The organism is Streptomyces sp. NPDC048664, assembly GCF_040650555.1.
GTDB lineage: Bacteria > Actinomycetota > Actinomycetes > Streptomycetales > Streptomycetaceae > Streptomyces.
Genome location: NZ_JBEZHK010000025.1, coordinates 99,457 through 117,808, shown reverse-complemented (window position 1 = coordinate 117,808; position 18,352 = coordinate 99,457). Strand labels below are relative to the sequence as shown.

Genomic DNA, 18,352 nt, shown 5'->3' with positions numbered 1-18,352 from the left:
TGCAGGGGGGACCCTGTGGGAGAGTAGGACGCCGCCGAACAAATTGTGGGAAGACCCCGCACCTCATGGTGCGGGGTCTTCTGCGTTTACGGGCTTATGCCGGCCAGGACGCTGTAACTACAGCTGTAACTACACGGGACTACACCGGCAGTTCGTAGCGGGGCCAGCGGGCTCTGCCCTGCTCCCGGGAGCGAAGCAGTGCCAGGGTCGGCAGTCCCTGAGCCGCACCGGCGTCGAGCAGCTCGGGGAGCTGCGGCACCGGGGCCACCGCGGCCACGTCCTCCAGGACGAGCGTCAGTGGTGGGTCGAGGCGACCGGAGGATGACCGTTCGGCCATGCGCCGGCCGCGCTCGACCACGCTGGAGGCGAGAGCCGTCAGCAGAGGCATCGCGCCGGGATGCTGCCTGGGATCCTCGATCGATTCACCCAACACGTAAAGCGTTCCCCCTTCGTGGACGAAGGAATCCAGGGCGATGCTGTCACTTCGGTGGGGAGTGCACGCCTCACGGACATGGACCGTGAAGAGCGAGGACAGGGCACGGGCCGTCAGCTCCAGTGCCACATCCTTGCGTTCGGGGTGCGAGGTGAGAGCCGCCTCCAACTCCCCCGCCGCCCCGGACGCCGCCTTGGGGTTCGTGCGCAAGGCCTTCACCGCCTCCTGGACCTGGGTGCCCTGGGCCCAGCGGTGGATATGGCGGATGGTGCGTCCGTCGACGGCGGCCGCGTGCAGATAGCTGCGCAGGAGCGTCTCGGCCACATCGGCGACGGCCTGATCGATGCGGGCCGTGGGACGGACCGGGGCGAGCAGCGCGAGGGCGCGGGCCGCCGCGGTCGCCCTGTCCTCGCAGCCGGACGCCGGCGACCAGTGCAGTCGCGCCGGCGTCTCGCACAGATGCGAGGGGTCGTAGAGCAGGACGGGGCCCAGCTTGGCGCGGGCGTCCTTGGTGTCCTCCCACAGCGCCGGGCTGGAGGTGACGACCACGACGGGGCCCTCGGCGTCCCGTACGGCCTGGGCGGCGAGGGGGACGCGTGTGTCGGGGGAGCCCAGGACGACGGAGGGCCGCTGTCCGGTCGCCGCGGCCGCCGCCGCGACGACGGGCAAGACGGTGGCCGGCTGCTCGGTGACGACCACCTGCTCCACGGCCACCGCGGGTTCCGCCACGACCGCCGGCGCCGCGGCGGCGACCGGCTGCGGCTCCGGCACCGGCTCCGGCGTCGGCTGCGGGCGAGGGGCGGGCACCGCGGTCGGGACGTCGCCGCCCGCCTGGACGGGTACCCCGTCGGGAGGCGACGAGAAGGCCGCGCCCAGCGCCTCGGCACGGCGCCGCGCCCGCAGCTCCTTCCAGCGGGCCACCGTGCCGATCGCGAACACGGTCAGCACGAACAGCACCATCAGTTCGCCTATGAACAGGCCCCAGAAGAGTCCGTAGCCGGACAGTTGGCCCTTCGGCGTGTCGGGCCACGCGCCCGCGACGTCGTGCGGTTCGGCGATCAGATGACGCATCGCCACCGGGGTGGTGGTGAACCGTACGCCGTGAGGCCAGCCGCCCGTCGCGAACCAGCCCGCGAGCCCCGTGGCCGTCCACACCATCAGCGTCACACCGAGCAGGAAGGCGAGGACGCCCACGAGCAGTCCGTCCGGGATGCCGCCCCGGCCGTCGTCGCCCCGCCGCTCCCCGCCTGGTCTGCCTGATCTCACTGCTCTCACCGGGATCCCCTGCTCAGGCCACCGTGGACTCTGCCGGACCGTCGAGATCGCCCAGCCGCTGTTCCACGAACGCCGCCGCCCGCTCCTCCGCCTCGAGTTCCGCGGCGCGCAGCGCGTCGTCCGTCATCCGGTCGGCGGAGGACTCCGTCATCGCCCGGTCGGTGAAGACGAGCGGGCGCTCCGTCTCCGTGACCAGGTGTTTGACCACCTGCACATTGCCGTTGACGTCCCAGACCGCGATGCCGGGCGTCAGGGTCGGGATGATCTCCACGGCCCAGCGGGGCAGACCGAGGACGCGGCCGGTCGCCCGGGCCTCGTCCGCCTTCTGGGCGTAGATCGTTCTGGTCGACGCCATCTTCAGGATCGCGGCGGCCTCCTTGGCGGCGGCCCCGTCCACCACGTCGCTGAGATGGTGGACGACCGCCACGAAGGACAGGCCGAGCCGGCGCCCGAACTTCAGCAGCCGCTGGAACAGCTGGGCGACGAACGGGCTGTTGATGATGTGCCAGGCCTCCTCGACCAGGAAGATGCGCTTCTTCCGGTCGGGGCGGATCCAGGTGTGCTCCAGCCACACGCCGACGATCGCCATCAGGATCGGCATGGCGATCGAGTTGCGGTCGATGTGGGAGAGGTCGAAGACGATGAGCGGCGCGTCCAGGTCGATGCCGACCGTGGTGGGCCCGTCGAACATGCCGCGCAGGTCGCCGTCGACCAGGCGGTCCAGGACGAGCGCCACGTCCAGGCCCCAGGCCCGTACGTCGTCCAGGGCGACGTTCATCGCCTCGGCCGAGTCGGGTTCGGGGTGGCGCAGTTGCTCCACGATGTCGGTCAGCACCGGCTGGCGCTCGACGATCGTCTCGTTGACGTAGGCGTGCGCGACCTTCAGGGCGAAGCCGGACCGTTCGTCCAGGCCGTGCCCCAGGGCGACCTCGATGATGGTGCGGAGCAGGGCGAGCTGGCCCGTCGTGGTGATCGACGGGTCGAGCGGGTTGAGCCGGATGCCGTGGTCCAGGGCGGATGTCGGGTCGAGTCGGACGGGCGTGATGCCCAGCTCCTCGGCGATGAGGTTCCACTCGCCGACCCCGTCCTCGCCCTGGGCGTCCAGGACCACCACCTGCCGGTCGCGGAACCGCAGCTGCCGCAGGACGTAGGTCTTCTCCAGGGCCGACTTGCCGTTGCCGGACTCGCCGAGGACGAGCCAGTGCGGCGCCGGGAGCTGCTGGCCGTAGAGCTGGAAGGGGTCGTAGATGTAGCCCTTTCCGGAGTAGACCTCGCGGCCGATGATCACACCGGAGTCGCCGAGGCCGGGCGCGGCCGTCGGCAGGTAGACGGCCTGGGCCTGGCCCGTGGAGGTGCGGACGGGCAGCCGGGTCGTCTCGACTCTGCCGAAGAGGAAGGACGTGAACGCGTCGGTCAGGGCGGACAGCGGGTCCCGCATCAGGTCCTTACCTCCGAATGCCGGTGGCGAAGGGGAGCGTGTTCACGAAGGCCCGGTGGTGCTCGCGGTCGCACCACTCCAGCTTGAGGTAGGACTTGCCGGCCGAGGCGCGGATGGTCCGCTTGTCCCGGGCGAGGGCCTCGGGCGAGCGGGAGGAGACGGTGATGTAGCCGACGAGGTTGACGCCCGCGGCGCCACTCGCGAGATCCTCGCCGCGCTGGTCGAGCCGGGAGTGGGCGGCGATGTCACGAGGGTCGACGGTGCGGTTCATCTTGGCGGCGCGGCTGGCCTCGGCCGCGTCGTTCGTCTTCTCGGTGAGCATGCGCTCGATGGCCACCTCGGTGGGTTCGAGGTCCATGGTGACGGCGACCGTGCGGATCACGTCCGGGGTGTGGACCAGGAGAGGCGCCAGGAAGTTCACGCCGACCGGGGTCATCGGCCACTCCTTGACCCAGGCGGTGGCATGGCACCAGGGCGCGCGGGTGGAGGACTCGCGGGTCTTCGCCTGGAGGAAGGTGGGCTCCATCGCGTCGAGCTCGGCGGGCCAGGCGTTGCGCCGGGACATCGCCTGGATGTGGTCGATGGGGTGGTCCGGGTCGTACATGGAATGGATGAGGGAGGCGAGCCGGCCCTGTCCGAGCGGCTGCCGTACGCGGATGTCGGCTTCCTGGAGCCGGGAGCAGATGTCCGTCAGCTCACGTGCCATGACGACCGCCAGGCCCGCGTCCCGGTCGACCTTCTTGCCGCTCTGGGGGCGGGCCGCACGGGCCATCGTGTAGGCCTCGGCGGCGAGTTCGCGGGTGAAGTGCATGCAGGCGACGAGGTAGGCGCGGTGCTGCTCGCTGCTGGTCGACACCATCGACTGAAGATGGTCGTAGGACTGCTGGAGCCAGGCCGGTGCCCGGTGGTCGCCGCGCTGGGCGACGTCCTTGGCGTGCGCGTCGGGGTCGGCGGGCAGGGTGCGGGCGAGCATCTGGAGGCGGGTGACGAAGCCGTCGCCGTTCGCCACGTGCTTGAGGAGCGTGCCGAAGCGGTCGACGAGGGCCTCCTGGTCCTCGCTGTCGCGCAGGCCCACGCCCGGGCCCTCGATCTCGATGGCGGCCGTCACGGTGCGCCGGTCGGTGTGCAGCAGGACGGCGATCTCGTCGGGCCCGAAGGGGGCGGCCAGCCAGGAGACGCGTCCGATGCCCGGGGGCGGGCCGATCTCGATCTCGCGGCCGTCGAGGTGGGTGCCGGCCTCCATGACGTTCGAGCGGTAGGCGGTCCCCGTGCGCAGGGTCCGCTTGTAACTGCGGTTGATCTCGAACCACTTGTAGAACGTGCGGTGCTTGTACGGGACGTACACGGCGGCCAGCGCGATCAGCGGGAAGCCCATGAGCAGCACGATGCGCAGGGACAGGACGGGGACGAGGAGCCCGCACATCATGCCGAGGAACGCGCCCACGATGATGAGCGCGATCTCGCCGCTCTCGCGGTTGCGGCCGACGATCGCGTTCGGTCGGGCGCGGCCGATGAGATAGGTCCGGCGGGGCGTGACCGCGGGGGACATGTGCGACTCGGTCGTCAACGCCCTTCACCTCCGGTGCGGTTGGAGCTGCTGTTGCGGGTGCGGCCGGCGTGCGGGGTGTTGGTCGGGCTGGTGCGCGGCGGCGGTGGGGCCGAGGGGGCGCCGGCGCCGCCCGGGGTGCGGGTGCTGTGGGCGGCGACACCGCCGTTCACGGGGTTGGCGGGGCGCGGGGGCTGGGCGGCGCCGCCGGACTGGCCGCCGTTGTTGCTGTCGGCGCGGGTGCTGTGGGTCTTGATGCCCTGGGCGACGAGGGTCGCCGGGGAGCTGATGACGGCGGCCGCCTTGCCCTCGGCGCCCTGCATGAGGCGGTTGTTGCGCCCGGCGGCGATCTCGTCGCCGAATCCGGGGACGAAACGGTAGATCATGGCGCTGGCGAAGATGGCGAGCAGGATGATGGCGAGTCCGGAGACGACGGCCGAGAAGGAGTTCGGCCCGTCGTCGCCGGAGAGCGCGCCGGCGAGGCCGAGGACGATCACGATGACGGGCTTGACCAGGATCACGGCGATCATGACGCCTGCCCAGCGTCGCACGTGGCCCCACAGGTTCTTGTCGACGATTCCGGCGTAGACGACGGTGCCGAGGAGGGCGCCGACGTAGAGCAGGGCGGCGCGGATGACGAGCTCCAGGTACAGGACTCCGGCGGCGAGGATCGACGCCAGGGACACGACGATCAGCATGATCGGTCCGCCGCCGATGCTGTCGCCCTTCTTGACGGCGCCGGAGAACGTGCCGAAGAAGGTGTTCGTCTGGTCGCCGGTGGTCTTCGCCAGGACGTCGGAGACGCCGTCGGTGGCCGACACGACGGTGTAGAGGATCAGCGGGGTGAAGGCGGAGGCGAGCACGGTGAGCCAGAGGAAGCCCACGGCCTCGGACAGGGCGGTGCCGAGGGGCACGCCCCGCACGGCCCTCTTCGCCACGGCCAGCAGCCACAGCAGGAGGGTGAGGATGGTGGAGGCGGCGAACACCACGGCGTACTGCTGGAGGAACTTGTGGTTCGTGAAGTCGACGTTCGCCGTGCTCTTCACCGCGTCGGACAGCTTGTCGATGGTCCAGGCCGCGGCATCGGCACAGCCCTTGGCGAGCGAGGCCAGCGGATCCTGAGAATCAGGCACGGGCGCGGTACCGCCGGAACCGGGGGCGGGGGAGTTGCCTTTTTCGCAGTAGTCCTTGGCGGGGCCCCGGATGAGGTCGCAGGGATCGTTGCTCTTCGACGGAGAGGGCGTCGGGCTCGGGGCGGCGACGGCCCGGCTGGCCAGCAGTATCGCGGCCGTTTGAACGGTCGCGGCGGCGGCCGCAATCTTGAGTACGTAGCGGTTAGCGGGCATACGTGAACCCTCCGTACTCTCCCACGGCCTTGGTCATGTCGTCAGCGGTGGAGGCCTTCTGGTCGCGCCCGATGGGCACGGGGCCGTCCTGCTGTGTGAAGTCGGTGACCTTCCAGTCGCCGTTGATCCACGTCAGCTGGTATGTCGTCGTGTACCAGCTCTCGGAAACCGGATTCGTCGACGCCTCGCCGGACAGCCCGAAGAGGGATGTGTACCAGAGCGCGACGGTTGTACTGCCTGGGCTGTACTTCGTGACCTTGGTACCGACAGGGATGATGCGGGAAATGAAGGTCTGTCCGGCTGGCGCGGTACCGTCCCTGTTCAGACCGATGTTGGTCAGGAACTTTTCGCTGGAGTACGCCTTGTCGAGGTCCGAGCGCCTGGCAGAGGCAACGCCGGGGGCGTACACGGCCTCCACGATGGTGTTCCGCTGTGCGGAGTTGAACATGTCGGTGGACCCCAACGCCACCGCGTAGTTCGCCGCCGCTGACTCCGCCCCCTGTTGGTCATGGGCGAAGCCTGAGGGGATTGTGTGGGGTTTGGTGGGGACCGGGCGGGTGCCGGTGGCGGCTGTCGCGGCGTTGGTCGGTCTGTCGCCGCCGTCGCCCGACGACGACCCACCCCCCCGGTTCGCGAAGGCGATCGCGGCGATCAGCAGCACCACCACCCCCACGACCGTGACCAGGCTCCGCGACGAGGACCGACCCCGCCGGGCCCCGCCGTACACGTCGCTGCCGCGGTCGGGCAGTCTCGTGCGGGTCTGCCCGACACCGCCGTACTCGTACGCGTCCTCGCCCCCGCCGCCGGAGGCACCGTCCCCGAGACTCACGCCGTGCACGCCCCCTCGTCCTTGTAGCCGTTCCGCGCATCGTGTCGGTGCGCGTTGCCATACGACGGTAGCGGTGCTGGTCCCCGCGCGGGCGGGGTGTGATGACTGGACATCAGGGAAACGCAACCTCAGTCGGTGGGCGCGACGGACGGACGGGGCAGGGTGTGAACCGGGCGCGCCCGGAAGGGGTCTGAGGGCACGCCAGGGCATGACGGCCCGGCGGGCGGGCTAGACCGCCATGCCGTAGACGATCGTGAACAGGGTGCCCAGTGAGCCGATGATGAAGACTCCGGTCAGGCCGGCGATGATCAGCCCCTTGCCCTGCTCGGCACTGAACGTGTCGCGCAGGGCCGTCGCGCCGATGCGCTGTTTGGCCGCGCCCCAGATCGCGATGGCCAGGCAGAGCAGGATGGCGACGGCCATCACCACCTCGACCATCACGCGCGCCTCGTTGCCCAGGCTGCCGAACGGGCCCCAGTCTGGGGCGATGCCGCCGATGATCGTGTTGATGTCGCCCTTCGCGGCTGCGAGATACATATAAGTCACCGCCCCTAGTGGGTAGTTCCGAATCCCCTGCCACGGTCGCAGAGGTCAGGGTCATTCTCGCCGACAATCACGCCGTCGTATGTCGACTTGACGTCATTGGTTGGCGGGTTTCGTATGGATCGCTTGCCTCCGGCCCGCGCGGGACCCTCACGGGAGCGTGGGACGGTGTGTCAGGGGGCGTATGGTCACTTTGTGTATCACGGCAGGTCACGTCGGGCAATGAGGCCTGGGCGGAACCCGGGGTGCGGTTCCGGCGTCAACTCCGCAGGCGTGACTACCACCCTGTCCGAGTGTCACCCAATATCACCCGTACGAGCGCAAGGCTACCGGTGCAGCGCGGAACGGGCCGCGACTGGATGCCGTGACCCGTTCCTCTTTTCCTGTGCCGGCGGGCGGCCTCCCCACGATCGCCGCCGCCGCCCCCCCGCCCGGAGGTCAGCCGGTGAAGGCCGCGACTCCCTCCGGGGGCGTGCCCCGGCACGACAGTGCTTGTTGAGTACGTGACAAACAAGAGGCGGCGGCGATCCTGACCTCCGCCATACCGAACCGGGGTGGCCGCGTTACCGGTCGATGGCGGGGTGATGGCGGACGGCTGACCGCGCCATGACCGGGCGCACAGCGGGTTCATGGTCCGGCGGGTCGGCGCGCGTCCGCGGGGCGGCGCTGGTGGTATCGGTGGTGGCGGTTCACGCGTCCGCGCGACGCCGGGGCCGGGGCCGGTGGCGAGAGCGAGGGAGACGGTTGATGGTCGGGACGGGTGACGGCGTCGACGTGGCGTACGAGATCGACGCCGTGCGGCGGCGCGTGGGCAAGGGGGTCTTCAAGGAGGTCGAGACGCGGGTGGTGGCTCTCTCGCGGACCTTCGGCTCGCCGCCGGCCGAGGTGTGGGACGCGTGTACGCGTTCCGAGCGCATCCCGCGCTGGTTCCTGCCGATCTCGGGGGACCTGCGGGGCGGCGGGCGGTACCAGCTCCAGGGCAACGCCGGGGGCACGATCGAGCGGTGCGACCCGCCGAACGGGTTCTTCGCGACCTGGGAGTTCGGCGGGAGGTGAGCTGGATCGAGGTGCGGCTGACGCCGGAGGCGGGAGGCGGGACGCACTTCGAACTGGAGCACACCGCGCAGGTGGGCGACGAACGGTGGGCGGAGTTCGGCCCGGGTGCGGTGGGCGTGGGCTGGGACCTGGGCCTGCTGGGCCTGTCGCGTCACCTGGCGTCCGGGGCCACCGTGGATCCCTCGGCGAGCATGGCGTGGCTGGCCTCGGACGCGGGCCACGGCTTCGTGACGTCGAGCAGCGAGGCCTGGGGCGCGGCGAACGCTGCCGCGGGCGAACCGGAGGAGTCGGCGCGTGCGGCGGCGCGGCGGACGACGGCGGCGTACACGGGCGGGGAGGGCGGTGGCGGCGCGGACGAGGGCGCGGACGGGGCGGCGTAGGCGCGCCGTGCGGCCGATGGAGGGACGGCGCGCTGTCCCGACCGCGGCACTGACCTGCGGTGATGAAACCTTATAGGAGAATTTCAGGGTGCTCGCAGGGACTTTCTCACCTTCGTGGGCCAGAGTAAGACGTGATGAACCGCATCACACGCCTCCCTGGCATCCGCCGGCACGTGTTCCTGGGTGCCGTCGTTCTGCTGGTCGTCACGTCGTCGTCCGTGTCGGCCGCCGACGGCGGTCCCGAACCGCTGGGTGTGACCGCCGAGGCGGAGGCCACCACGGCGAGCGCCAAGGTCGGCGCGCTGTTCTCGGGGAGCGGCTCCCTGGAGGACGGCCACTTCTGCACGGCCTCCGTGGTGCACAGCGCGCGGGGCGATCTGATCGTCACCGCGGCGCACTGCGTGGGCGGTGACGCGTTGTGGTTCGCGCCCGGGTTCAGGGACGGCAAGGCGCCGTACGGCGTCTGGAAGGTCGACAAGACCTTCGTCGGCGACGCGTGGAGCGGCGACCAGGACGAGGACAGCGACATCGGCTTCGCCACGCTGCAGTCGATCGGCGGCGCCGAGGTGGAGGACATCGTCGGCGCGAACAAGTTCGTCACGGGGAGCAGGACCGGCGCCACCGCCGTGACCGTCACCGGGTACCCCGACTCGCAGGACACGCCGGTGGTGTGCGTCAACAAGCCCGTCACCGAGAGCAGGACCCAGCAGCGCATCGGCTGCCCCTCCTTCACCAGCGGCACCAGCGGCAGCCCCTGGGTGAACGGGGACGGCGAGGTCGTGGGCGTCCTCGGCGGTCATGAGCAGGGCGGCTCCACGGCGGACGTCTCCTACAGCGTCGTCCTGGGGAGCGAAGCGGCGGCCCTGTACCGCACGGCCTCGGGTCTGTAACAGGCCGGTCCGCGCCCCGGTCTCCCCGCGCGATGGGCGCGCGCCCCCGCACCCGGACTCGTCGGGTTCCCCCGACGCCCTCCACCCCTACACTTGCCCCCGGCGGACTCCCGTGCGGCGAGGGGCGGTTGACGATGCGTAGGGCGTGGGTCTGGGCGATCGCGGCCGTCGGCGCCGCGCTGAGCTTCGTCACGTTGCTGGTCGTCGGCGTCTACGTGGTGGCCGGGAACATGGCGAACGGCGTCGGTGACGGTTCCGTGGGGCTCGCGAGGAACGCCGTGCCGGCCGCCTACGCCTCGATCGTGCAGCGGTGGGGCAATCTGTGCCGGGCCATCAACCCGGCCCTGCTCGCCGCCCAGCTCTACCAGGAGAGCGGCTTCAACCCGAACGCGGTGAGCCCGGCGAAGGCGCAGGGGATAGCGCAGTTCATCCCCGGCACCTGGGCGACCCACGGCATCGACGGCAACGGCGACGGGGTGGCGGACGTCTGGGACCCGCGCGACGCGATCCCCTCGGCGGCCTCCTACGACTGCAAGCTCGCCGCGGAGGTGAAGGACGTGCCGGGCGACCCGACGGCGAACATGCTGGCCGCCTACAACGCGGGGGCCTACGCGGTCATCAAGTACGGGGGCGTGCCGCCGTACGGGGAGACCCGGAACTACGTGAAGACCATCACGACCCTGGCCCAGAGCTTCGCCGCGCCCGTCCAGCGGCTCAGCCCGTCGAGGCAGGCGGCGGGCGCGATCTACTTCGCGCAGAAGAAGCTCGGCACGCCCTACCTCTGGGGCGGCGAGGGCACCGCCGATCAGGGCGGCCGTTTCGACTGCTCCGGGCTGACCCAGGCGGCGTACGCCAGTGTGGGCATCCGGCTGCCGCGGGTCGCCAACGACCAGTACAACGCGGGACCGCACCCCAAGCGGGACGAACTGCTCCCGGGCGACCTGGTGTTCTTCTCGAAGGACCCGACCGACTCCCGCGCCATCCACCACGTCGGGATCTACGTCGGCGGCGGCTACATGATCGACGCGCCCAGGACGGGCGCCGTGATCCGGTTCGACCCGCTCGACGGCACGGACTACTTCGGGGCCACACGGGTCACGGCGGACGGGGCGAAGGCGTTGCCCACGCCGGTGTGAACCTCCCGTGCCCGGGGCGTGAACGGCGCGCGAGGGGGCGCACGCCGCGCGTAACTCTCCGTCATGTACACCCCCTGAGCTGCGCAGACGTGTCTCTCTTCGATAACGTCTGCGTGATCATTCAGTGGAGGGTGGAACGCGGGGCGCGACCCTGTGCGTTCCTTGTCCAGTAGAGCGTCGGTTCTACGGCCACGGGGGTGGCGCGGGACAGGAAGACGAAGGGGCCGCATGATGGCTGGACTCGCCGTATCCGGGTCGAACCCCGACGTCGATCTGCTCTACGACATCAATGGCCTGGCCAAGGAAGCGCCGCACTGGTTCGACCGGTTGATGGCGTTCGCCGGCCAGTACGGACTGCTGCTGGCCATGGTCCTGCTGATCCTGTGGTGCTGGTGGAGCGTGCGCGGGCGGGGCGGTGAGGACGCCGCGTCCTCGGTGGCCGCGCTGGCCTGGGCGCCGCTGGCGGCCGGAGTCGCGGTGCTGGTGAGCATGCCGATCCGGGGCTTCGTCGGGCGCCCCCGACCCTCCGCCGACCATCAGGGCCTCGACGTCCTCACGGGCGGCGGCCCGGGGTTCTCCTTCGTCAGCGAGCACGCCGCGCTGATGACGGCCATGGCGGTCGCCCTGTTCGTGGCCCACCGCAGGTTCGGTCTCGCCGGGCTCGCCCTCGCGCTCGCCGAGGGCTTCTGCCGCGTCTACGCGGGCGCGCACTACCCGACGGACGTCGTCGGCGGCTTCGCCCTCGGCACCGCCGTCGCCCTGCTGCTCTCCCCGCTCGCCTCGGCCCTGCTCACCCCGCTCGCCAAGGCGGTCGAGCGCTCTCCGCGCGCCGGAGCGCTGATCCGCGCCCGGCGCACCGCGGCCCCGGAGACCGTGATCTCCGGGACGCGGACGGGAGCGGAGGCCCGCGAGCGGGACCTGGCGGCGTAGTCGGAGCACCCCCCCCAGGACGCGTCCTGGACGCGTCCTACAGGGACTGGGGGAACGTGAAGAAGCCCTGCGGGTCGTACTGGTGCTTGAGCTGCGCGAGGCGGGTCGCCGCGTCGCCGTAGTACGCCTTGCGCCAGTTCGTCAGGGTCGGGTCCGTGTAGTTCTGGTACGCGGCCCCGGAGGCGTAGCTCCGCATGGCGGTGTGCGCCGAGGTGAGCCAGGACTGCACCGTCGCACCGGACGAGCTCGCGCCCCAGCTCGCGTAGTACTGGGCCAGCATGCGCGAGCGGCGGTGGACGAAGGCCGTCGCCGTCGGCGAGACCCGGTTGACGGCGCCGCCGAGCGCGGTGAACGCGATGCTGCCCGCACCGCCGCGCACCGCCGCGACCTGCTTCAGGAGCGTCTGGATGCCGGCCGCCGGGATCGAGCGGTCGAAGAAGTCCGAGCGCGCCGCGTACGTGTCGCGGCCGAGCTTGCCCTGCGGGGAGTGGCCGGGCGTCGAACCCGGCAGATGGCACTGGGCGGTGGTCGGGAAGGACGAGCAGCCCGCGTAGGTCTCCATCGCGCCCTCGTACGAGTGCCGCTTGAGCGAGACGCTGCGCGCGGGCGCGCCGACCTTCGCGGCCAGGCGGTCCACCGCGTTCTGGAGCTCGCCGTAGGTGCCGAGCGAGAACGCGGCGACGGAGACGGTGGGCGTGCCGCCGCCGTTCTCCAGGTGGCAGGAGGACCAGATCTCGTCGGGCTGGGTCGGGCCCCACTCCTGCCAGGCCTTCATGACGTCGGCGGCCTTGGCCCAGGGCCAGGTCAGATAGGCGGAGACCGCCTGGGGCGCCGGGTGCGTCCGGTACCGCAGCTCGGTGACGACGCCGAAGTTCCCGTTGCCCGCGCCGCGCAGGGCCCAGAAGAGGTCCTTGTTCTGGGAGGCGTTCGCGACGAGCTGCTTGCCGTCCGCCGTGATCAGGGTCGCCTGGGTGAGGCTGTCGCAGGTCAGCCCGTACGCCCGGGAGACCACGCCGTGACCGCCGCCGAGGGTGAGCCCCGAGATGCCGACGGTGGGGCAGGAGCCCGCGGGTATCGTCGTGCCCTTCGCGGCCAGCGCGCGGTAGACGTCGATCAGCTTGGACCCGGCGCCGATCACCGCTTCGCCGGAGCCGGCGCGGATCTGGTTCAGCTTGCCCACGTCGATGATGAGCCGGCCGTCGCCGGAGGACCAGCCGGCGTAGGAGTGGCCGCCGTTGCGTATGGCCACCTTGACGCCGTGGGCCTTCGCGTACGACATGACGGTACGGATGTCGTCCGCGTGGGCCACGTAGGCGACCGCCGCCGGCTTCAGGGAGTCGAAGCGGGTGTTGTAGAGCCGGTGGGCGGTGAGCCAGTCGTGGTCGCCGGGGCGGACGAGCGTGCCGGCCAGGTCCTTGGCCAGGGCGGTCCAGTTGGCGGCGACCGCGCGGCTGCCGGCCGCGGTGGCCGTCTTCAAGGACGTCCCGGTGGCCGTCGCCGTGCCCGTGCTCGCCGCCGCTGCCGAGCCCCTGCCGCCCGCGCACGCGGCGGTGACCGCCGTCGCCACCGCGGCGGTCGCCCCGCCGATGAACCTGCGCCGTTGCATGTGAGTTCCTCCCTCGCCTTCCATGAAGACGAGACGAGTCACCGGGCCGCCCGGTTGCACGAGAAAACCCCACAGCTTGGCCACAGTCCTGTGAAGAGACCCCACCCGGCGGCGCGCGACACCCCCCGCCCCCGAACCCTACGAAACCCCTCTACCCGCCCTGCGCCGCATGGCCCGTCGCGTCGTCACGCGCGAGGCTCCGCGCCCGCCGGGCCGGCCCCCGCCATCCGCAGCTGCACCGGGCCACACAGAACCGCCCCTGGTCGACGGTGGCCGCACGGTGTTCCTCCGAACCGGTGGCGGAACCGGCGTCGGAGATGTCCTCTCGCTCCACCCGGACAAGGCTACCCGCGCGTGACGGCTCCCCCGGGCGGTCGTTAAGCGGAGCGACAGCAGGCACCGGGACGGACCGGCTGGGGGTAGCAGGTGATGGTGGTGCGGCGGCATGGCCGGGGCGGTGCGGCGGTCCTGGCGGCGGGTTTGCTGCTCTGCGGGACGCCGCTCACCGGGTGTGCGGGCAGCGGGGCCGCGGCCGAGGACGGGCGCGCGGGCGCCGGCGCCCTGCGGACCCTCGGACAGGCGGCGGCGGCCCTCGTGCGCGCAGGCAGTTCGCGGGCGCGTACGTCGATGGAGATGGCGACGGGCGGTACCCGGGTCACCATCCGCGGTGAAGGGGTGTACGACTACCGGGACCGGCTCGGGCGGCTGACGGTGACGCTGCCACGAGACGCCGCGGGCGCCGAGGAGCACCGGCCCATCACCGAACTGCTGGCGCCGGGCGCCTTGTTCATGAAGAACCGCGGCGCGGGGGTGCCCGCCGACAAGTGGGTCCGGGTCGACACGGCCACCCTCACCGACGGCAACCTCGTCACGGGAGGCGCCACCGACCCGTACGCGGCGGCCGAACTGCTGCGCGGTGTCCGCGAGGTGCGGTATGTCGGGGAGACCGAGGTGGGGGGAACGCCGGTCCGCCACTACCGCGGGGTCACGGACCTCGCCCGCGCGGCCGACGGAGCGTCCGCCGACGTCCAGGGGGCGCTGCGGGCGGCGGCGAAGGGGTTCGCCACGACGCGGGTCCCCTTCGACGCCTATGTGGACGCCCAGGGGCGCCTGCGCGCGGTCAGCCAGCGGTTCAGTTTCGTGGGCGGCCGGCACAGGGCCGCGGTCGCGGTGTCCTCGACCACGCTGCTGTACGACTTCGGGGTCCGGGCCGACGTCCGGCTGCCGGAGCCCGGGGACATCTACGCCGGGAGGATCGAGGAGGAGTGAGCGGGGAGGCGAGCGGGGTGATGTGCGCCGCGAGCGCCGGAGCGCGGTCTTGAAAGTGGCGCGGGTGGGGGCCGGAAATGGTCCGTCCGTGCCATGCGCGCGGTGGGGGCGCTCCCTACTCTAGGAAGCCGACGACGGCAGAAAGAGGTGATGCGCGTGGCTCCGGCCGGCGGTACGGCAGTACAGGATCACGTGGCCCTCGCCGAGATCGAGCTGTGCGGCGACCTGATGATCGCGGCGTCGGCCGCGGACGAGGACCGGCTCAGCCTGCAGAGCATCGACGAGGTGCTGAGGGTGGCCGAGGAGCGGGACGACTCCGAGGAGTGACCGTCGCGGGCGGCCCCCGTGGTTCCTCGTGGAAAACGTCACGTCCGCCGTCCCGCGCGGCGCGGTCAGGTGCGCAGCAGGCGCCCGATCGCCTTCGTCGCCTCCTCGACCTTCGCGTCGATCTCCGCCCCGCCCCTGAGCGCCGCGTCCGCCACGCAGTGGCGCAGATGCTCCTCCAGGAGCTGGAGGGCGAAGGACTGGAGGGCCTTCGTGGAGGCGGACACCTGCGTGAGTATGTCGATGCAGTAGACGTCCTCGTCGACCATGCGCTGGAGCCCCCGGATCTGGCCCTCGATCCGGCGCAGCCGCTTGAGGTGCTCGTCCTTCTGGTGGTGGTACCCGTGGACGCCGCGGTCGTGAGCGGTCACCACGGCCTCGGTGTCCTCGGAGGGCGCCGAGGCGCCGGTCCCGGTCGTCATGGTGTCCTCCTGTCGAGGGCCGCCCGGGGATATGAATCCGGCCAGACGGCACGCGAGTCCCGATCAGTCCGTATCACGATACGGACGTATACCCCTGGTGGGTATATGGTACTGAACTTTGCTGGGTATACGGCCTGTGGCCAGAACCTTGGCCGCCCCTGTGCGGCCCCCGTGACGACCACCGTGCCCGATGGGCGACACTGGAGGACGGCCCCTTAGCCGTGGCCGGATGATGCGCTTAGCATCAGCCTGACCGAAACCGAAGCATCCCGAGGACCCCACGTGCGCTTTCGTCTGACCCCCAGGGAGACGAGCTTCTACGACATGTTCGCCGCGTCCGCGGACAACATCGTCACGGGCTCGAAGCTCCTGATGGAACTGCTCGGGGCGGACTCCTCCGCCCGGGCCGAGATCGCAGAGCGTATGCGGGCCGCGGAACACGCCGGTGACGACGCCACGCACGCGATCTTCCACCAGCTGAACTCCTCCTTCATCACGCCCTTCGACCGCGAGGACATCTACTCCCTCGCGTCGTGTCTCGACGACATCATGGACTTCATGGAGGAGGCCGTCGACCTGGTCGTCCTCTACAACGTCGAGGAACTGCCCAAGGGCGTCGAGCAGCAGATCGAGGTGCTGGCGCGGGCCGCGGAGCTCACGGCCGAGGCCATGCCGAACCTGCGCACGCTGGAGAACCTCACGGAGTACTGGATCGAGGTGAACCGTCTGGAGAACCAGGCGGACCAGATCCACCGCAAGCTTCTCGCGCATCTCTTCAACGGCAAGTACGACGCGATCGAGGTGCTCAAGCTCAAACAGATCGTGGACGTGCTGGAGGAGGCCGCGGACGCGTTCGAGCACGTGGCCAACACCGTGGAGACCATCGCGGTCAAGGAGTCCTGAGGCGTCCATGGACACCTTCGCTCTGATCCTGACCATTGCGGTCGCGCTGTTCTTCGCGTACACGAACGGCTTCCACGACTCGGCGAACGCCATCGCCACGTCGGTCTCGACCCGCGCCCTGACGCCTCGGGCGGCGCTGGCCATGGCCGCGGTGATGAACCTCGCCGGTGCCTTCCTCGGCAGCGGGGTGGCGAAGACCGTCAGTGAGGGCCTCATCCAGACGCCGCAGGGCGGCAGGGGGATGGGCATCCTCTTCGCGGCACTGCTCGGCGCGATCGTCTGGAACCTCGTCACCTGGTACTTCGGCCTGCCCTCCTCCTCGTCGCACGCGCTGTTCGGCGGCCTCGTGGGGGCCGCACTCGCGGGCGGTACGAAGGTGTACTGGTCCGGGGTCCTGGACAAGGTCGTCACGCCGATGTTCCTGTCCCCGGTGGTGGGACTGGTCGTCGGCTACCTGGTGATGGCGGCGATCATGTGGATCTTCCGCCGGGCCAACCCGCACAAGGCCAAGCGCGGCTTCCGTATAGCGCAGACGGTGTCGGCGGCCGGCATGGCGCTCGGCCACGGCCTCCAGGACGCGCAGAAGACCATGGGCGTCGTGGTGATGGCCCTGGTCATCGCCGACGTCGAGCACTACGGCGACCCGATCCCGGTGTGGGTGAAGCTCGTCTCGGCGGCGATGCTGTCGCTGGGGACGTACGCGGGGGGCTGGCGCATCATGCGGACCCTCGGCCGCAAGATCATCGAGCTGGATCCGCCGCAGGGGTTCGCGGCGGAGACGACCGGCGCGTCGATCATGTTCGCGACGGCGTTCCTGTTCAAGGCGCCGATCTCCACGACGCACGTCATCACCTCGGCGATCATGGGGGTGGGGGCCACGAAGCGGGTCAACGCCGTGCGGTGGGGTGTCGCGAAGAACATCGTTCTGGGCTGGTTCATCACGATGCCGGCCGCGGCGGCGGTCGCTGCCGCGGGCTTCTGGGTCATCAACCTGGCGTTCCTGTAGCAGCCACCTGCGGCGCTGCCGTGGTTCCTCGCGCAGTTCCCCGCGCCCCTTCCAGGGGCGCGGGGAACTGCGCGAGATCCGGCCACCGGCCCGCAGACGACAGTGGCTCCCTGTGGGATGAAACGAAAGGGCCCGCCCCCGGCTCCGGGGGCGGGCCCTCCTCGTCCTCGCGGTGGCACCGCCATGCAGCACCGCGAGGGGTCCTTACGGAACCGCCGGCTCAGCCGAAGCGGCCCGAGATGTAGTCCTCGGTCGCCTGGACCGACGGGTTGGAGAAGATCCGCTCCGTGTCGTCGATCTCGATCAGCCGCCCGGGCTGACCCACGGCCGCGAGGTTGAAGAACGCCGTACGGTCCGAGACACGTGCGGCCTGCTGCATGTTGTGCGTCACGATGACGATCGTGAAGCGCTCCTTCAGCTCACCGATCAGGTCCTCGATGGCGAGGGTGGAGATCGGGTCCAGCGCGGAGCAGGGCTCGTCCATCAGCAGGACCTTGGGCTCGACCGCGATGGCGCGGGCGATGCACAGGCGCTGCTGCTGGCCGCCGGACAGGCCGGAGCCAGGCTTGCTGAGACGGTCCTTGACCTCGTTCCAGAGGTTCGCGCCCTTGAGTGAGCGCTCCACGATGTCGCTCAGCTCGGACTTCTTGTAGCTGCCGTTCAGACGCAGTCCCGCCGCCACGTTGTCGAAGATCGACATCGTGGGGAAGGGGTTCGGGCGCTGGAAGACCATGCCCACCTCGCGGCGGACGGAGACCGGGTCGACCCCGGCGCCGTACAGGTCCTCGTCGTCCAGGAGAACCTTGCCCTCGACCCGGCCACCCGTGGTGACCTCGTGCATACGGTTGAGGGTGCGCAGGAACGTCGACTTGCCGCATCCGGAGGGTCCGATGAACGCCGTCACCGAACGCGGCTCGACGGTCATCGAGATGTCCTCGATCGCCTTGTGGGATCCGTAGTAGGCGGTGAGTCCGCTTACGTCGATTCGCTTGGCCATGACTACTTCTTCACTTCCGTCAG

The 18,352-nt window shown here is 70.7% G+C and carries 18 protein-coding genes; 9 read left to right on the top strand and 9 right to left on the bottom strand.

Annotation, left to right across the window (positions count from 1 at the left end; genetic code table 11):
* Positions 1-139: 139 nt before the first annotated feature.
* The 6 genes from AB0C59_RS25215 to AB0C59_RS25190 all read right to left on the bottom strand — a co-directional run bounded on the left by AB0C59_RS25215 (position 140) and on the right by AB0C59_RS25190 (position 7,404).
* Positions 140-1,699 (bottom strand): type VI secretion protein, encoded by a 1,560-nt coding sequence (locus AB0C59_RS25215; RefSeq protein ID WP_363008280.1) that lies wholly within the window; start codon positions 1,697-1,699, stop codon positions 140-142.
* 22 nt (positions 1,700-1,721) lie between these two features.
* A complete protein-coding gene (locus AB0C59_RS25210; protein ID WP_363008278.1) occupies positions 1,722-3,146 on the bottom strand; it encodes an ATP-binding protein in 1,425 nt (474 codons plus the stop codon).
* Positions 3,147-3,153: 7 nt separating this feature from the next.
* Entirely contained in the window at positions 3,154-4,713 is a 1,560-nt protein-coding gene (locus AB0C59_RS25205; RefSeq protein WP_363008276.1) for an SCO6880 family protein, read from the bottom strand.
* A complete protein-coding gene (locus AB0C59_RS25200) occupies positions 4,710-6,038 on the bottom strand; it encodes a hypothetical protein (RefSeq protein ID WP_363008274.1) in 1,329 nt (442 codons plus the stop codon). The genes AB0C59_RS25205 and AB0C59_RS25200 overlap by 4 nt, the downstream gene beginning before the upstream one ends.
* Positions 6,028-6,867, bottom strand: a complete 840-nt coding sequence (locus AB0C59_RS25195) for a hypothetical protein (RefSeq protein WP_363008294.1) — start codon at positions 6,865-6,867, stop codon at positions 6,028-6,030. The genes AB0C59_RS25200 and AB0C59_RS25195 overlap by 11 nt, the downstream gene beginning before the upstream one ends.
* A 228-nt stretch (positions 6,868-7,095) precedes the next feature.
* A complete protein-coding gene (locus tag AB0C59_RS25190; protein WP_225847988.1) occupies positions 7,096-7,404 on the bottom strand; it encodes a hypothetical protein in 309 nt (102 codons plus the stop codon).
* 753 nt (positions 7,405-8,157) lie between these two features.
* On the opposite strand from AB0C59_RS25190, the gene AB0C59_RS25185 reads away from it, so the two are divergent.
* The 5 genes from AB0C59_RS25185 (at position 8,158) to AB0C59_RS25165 (ending at position 11,802) form a co-directional block, all read left to right on the top strand.
* Positions 8,158-8,466, top strand: coding sequence for an SRPBCC domain-containing protein (locus tag AB0C59_RS25185; protein ID WP_363008272.1), 309 nt, complete (start codon positions 8,158-8,160; stop codon positions 8,464-8,466).
* On the top strand, positions 8,463-8,846 hold the full coding sequence (locus AB0C59_RS25180; protein ID WP_363008270.1) for a hypothetical protein: 384 nt from the start codon (positions 8,463-8,465) through the stop codon (positions 8,844-8,846). Before AB0C59_RS25185 ends, AB0C59_RS25180 begins: the two co-directional genes overlap by 4 nt.
* A gap of 134 nt (positions 8,847-8,980) precedes the next feature.
* A complete protein-coding gene (locus AB0C59_RS25175; protein WP_363008268.1) occupies positions 8,981-9,736 on the top strand; it encodes a trypsin-like peptidase domain-containing protein in 756 nt (251 codons plus the stop codon).
* A gap of 134 nt (positions 9,737-9,870) precedes the next feature.
* Positions 9,871-10,872, top strand: a complete 1,002-nt coding sequence (locus AB0C59_RS25170) for a bifunctional lytic transglycosylase/C40 family peptidase (RefSeq protein ID WP_363008266.1) — start codon at positions 9,871-9,873, stop codon at positions 10,870-10,872.
* Positions 10,873-11,103: 231 nt separating this feature from the next.
* Positions 11,104-11,802: a phosphatase PAP2 family protein gene (locus AB0C59_RS25165; RefSeq protein WP_363008293.1), complete on the top strand. Its 699-nt coding sequence runs from the start codon at positions 11,104-11,106 to the stop codon at positions 11,800-11,802.
* Positions 11,803-11,839: 37 nt separating this feature from the next.
* Here AB0C59_RS25165 and AB0C59_RS25160 read toward each other — a convergent pair whose 3' ends face one another.
* Positions 11,840-13,408, bottom strand: coding sequence for an FAD-binding oxidoreductase (locus AB0C59_RS25160; protein ID WP_363008264.1), 1,569 nt, complete (start codon positions 13,406-13,408; stop codon positions 11,840-11,842).
* Between the two features lie 429 nt (positions 13,409-13,837).
* Here AB0C59_RS25160 and AB0C59_RS25155 point away from each other — a divergent pair, with 429 nt between their 5' ends.
* Together AB0C59_RS25155 and AB0C59_RS25150 are read left to right on the top strand one after the other, a co-directional pair.
* Positions 13,838-14,677, top strand: a complete 840-nt coding sequence (locus tag AB0C59_RS25155; protein ID WP_363008262.1) for a hypothetical protein — start codon at positions 13,838-13,840, stop codon at positions 14,675-14,677.
* A gap of 150 nt (positions 14,678-14,827) precedes the next feature.
* Positions 14,828-15,004, top strand: coding sequence for a hypothetical protein (locus tag AB0C59_RS25150; RefSeq protein WP_363008260.1), 177 nt, complete (start codon positions 14,828-14,830; stop codon positions 15,002-15,004).
* 65 nt (positions 15,005-15,069) lie between these two features.
* Here the strand turns inward: AB0C59_RS25150 and AB0C59_RS25145 are convergent, their stop codons facing one another.
* On the bottom strand, positions 15,070-15,423 hold the full coding sequence (locus AB0C59_RS25145; protein ID WP_363008258.1) for a metal-sensitive transcriptional regulator: 354 nt from the start codon (positions 15,421-15,423) through the stop codon (positions 15,070-15,072).
* A gap of 282 nt (positions 15,424-15,705) precedes the next feature.
* Between AB0C59_RS25145 and AB0C59_RS25140 the strand changes: the two genes are divergently transcribed.
* Positions 15,706-16,326 (top strand): DUF47 family protein, encoded by a 621-nt coding sequence (locus AB0C59_RS25140; protein WP_363008256.1) that lies wholly within the window; start codon positions 15,706-15,708, stop codon positions 16,324-16,326.
* A 7-nt stretch (positions 16,327-16,333) separates the two neighbouring features.
* Complete coding sequence (locus AB0C59_RS25135) at positions 16,334-17,332, top strand: inorganic phosphate transporter (RefSeq protein ID WP_363008254.1); 999 nt, start codon at positions 16,334-16,336, stop codon at positions 17,330-17,332.
* A 220-nt stretch (positions 17,333-17,552) separates the two neighbouring features.
* Here AB0C59_RS25135 and pstB read toward each other — a convergent pair whose 3' ends face one another.
* On the bottom strand, positions 17,553-18,329 hold the full coding sequence (pstB, locus tag AB0C59_RS25130) for a phosphate ABC transporter ATP-binding protein PstB (RefSeq protein ID WP_363008252.1): 777 nt from the start codon (positions 18,327-18,329) through the stop codon (positions 17,553-17,555).
* Positions 18,330-18,352: the final 23 nt, after the last annotated feature.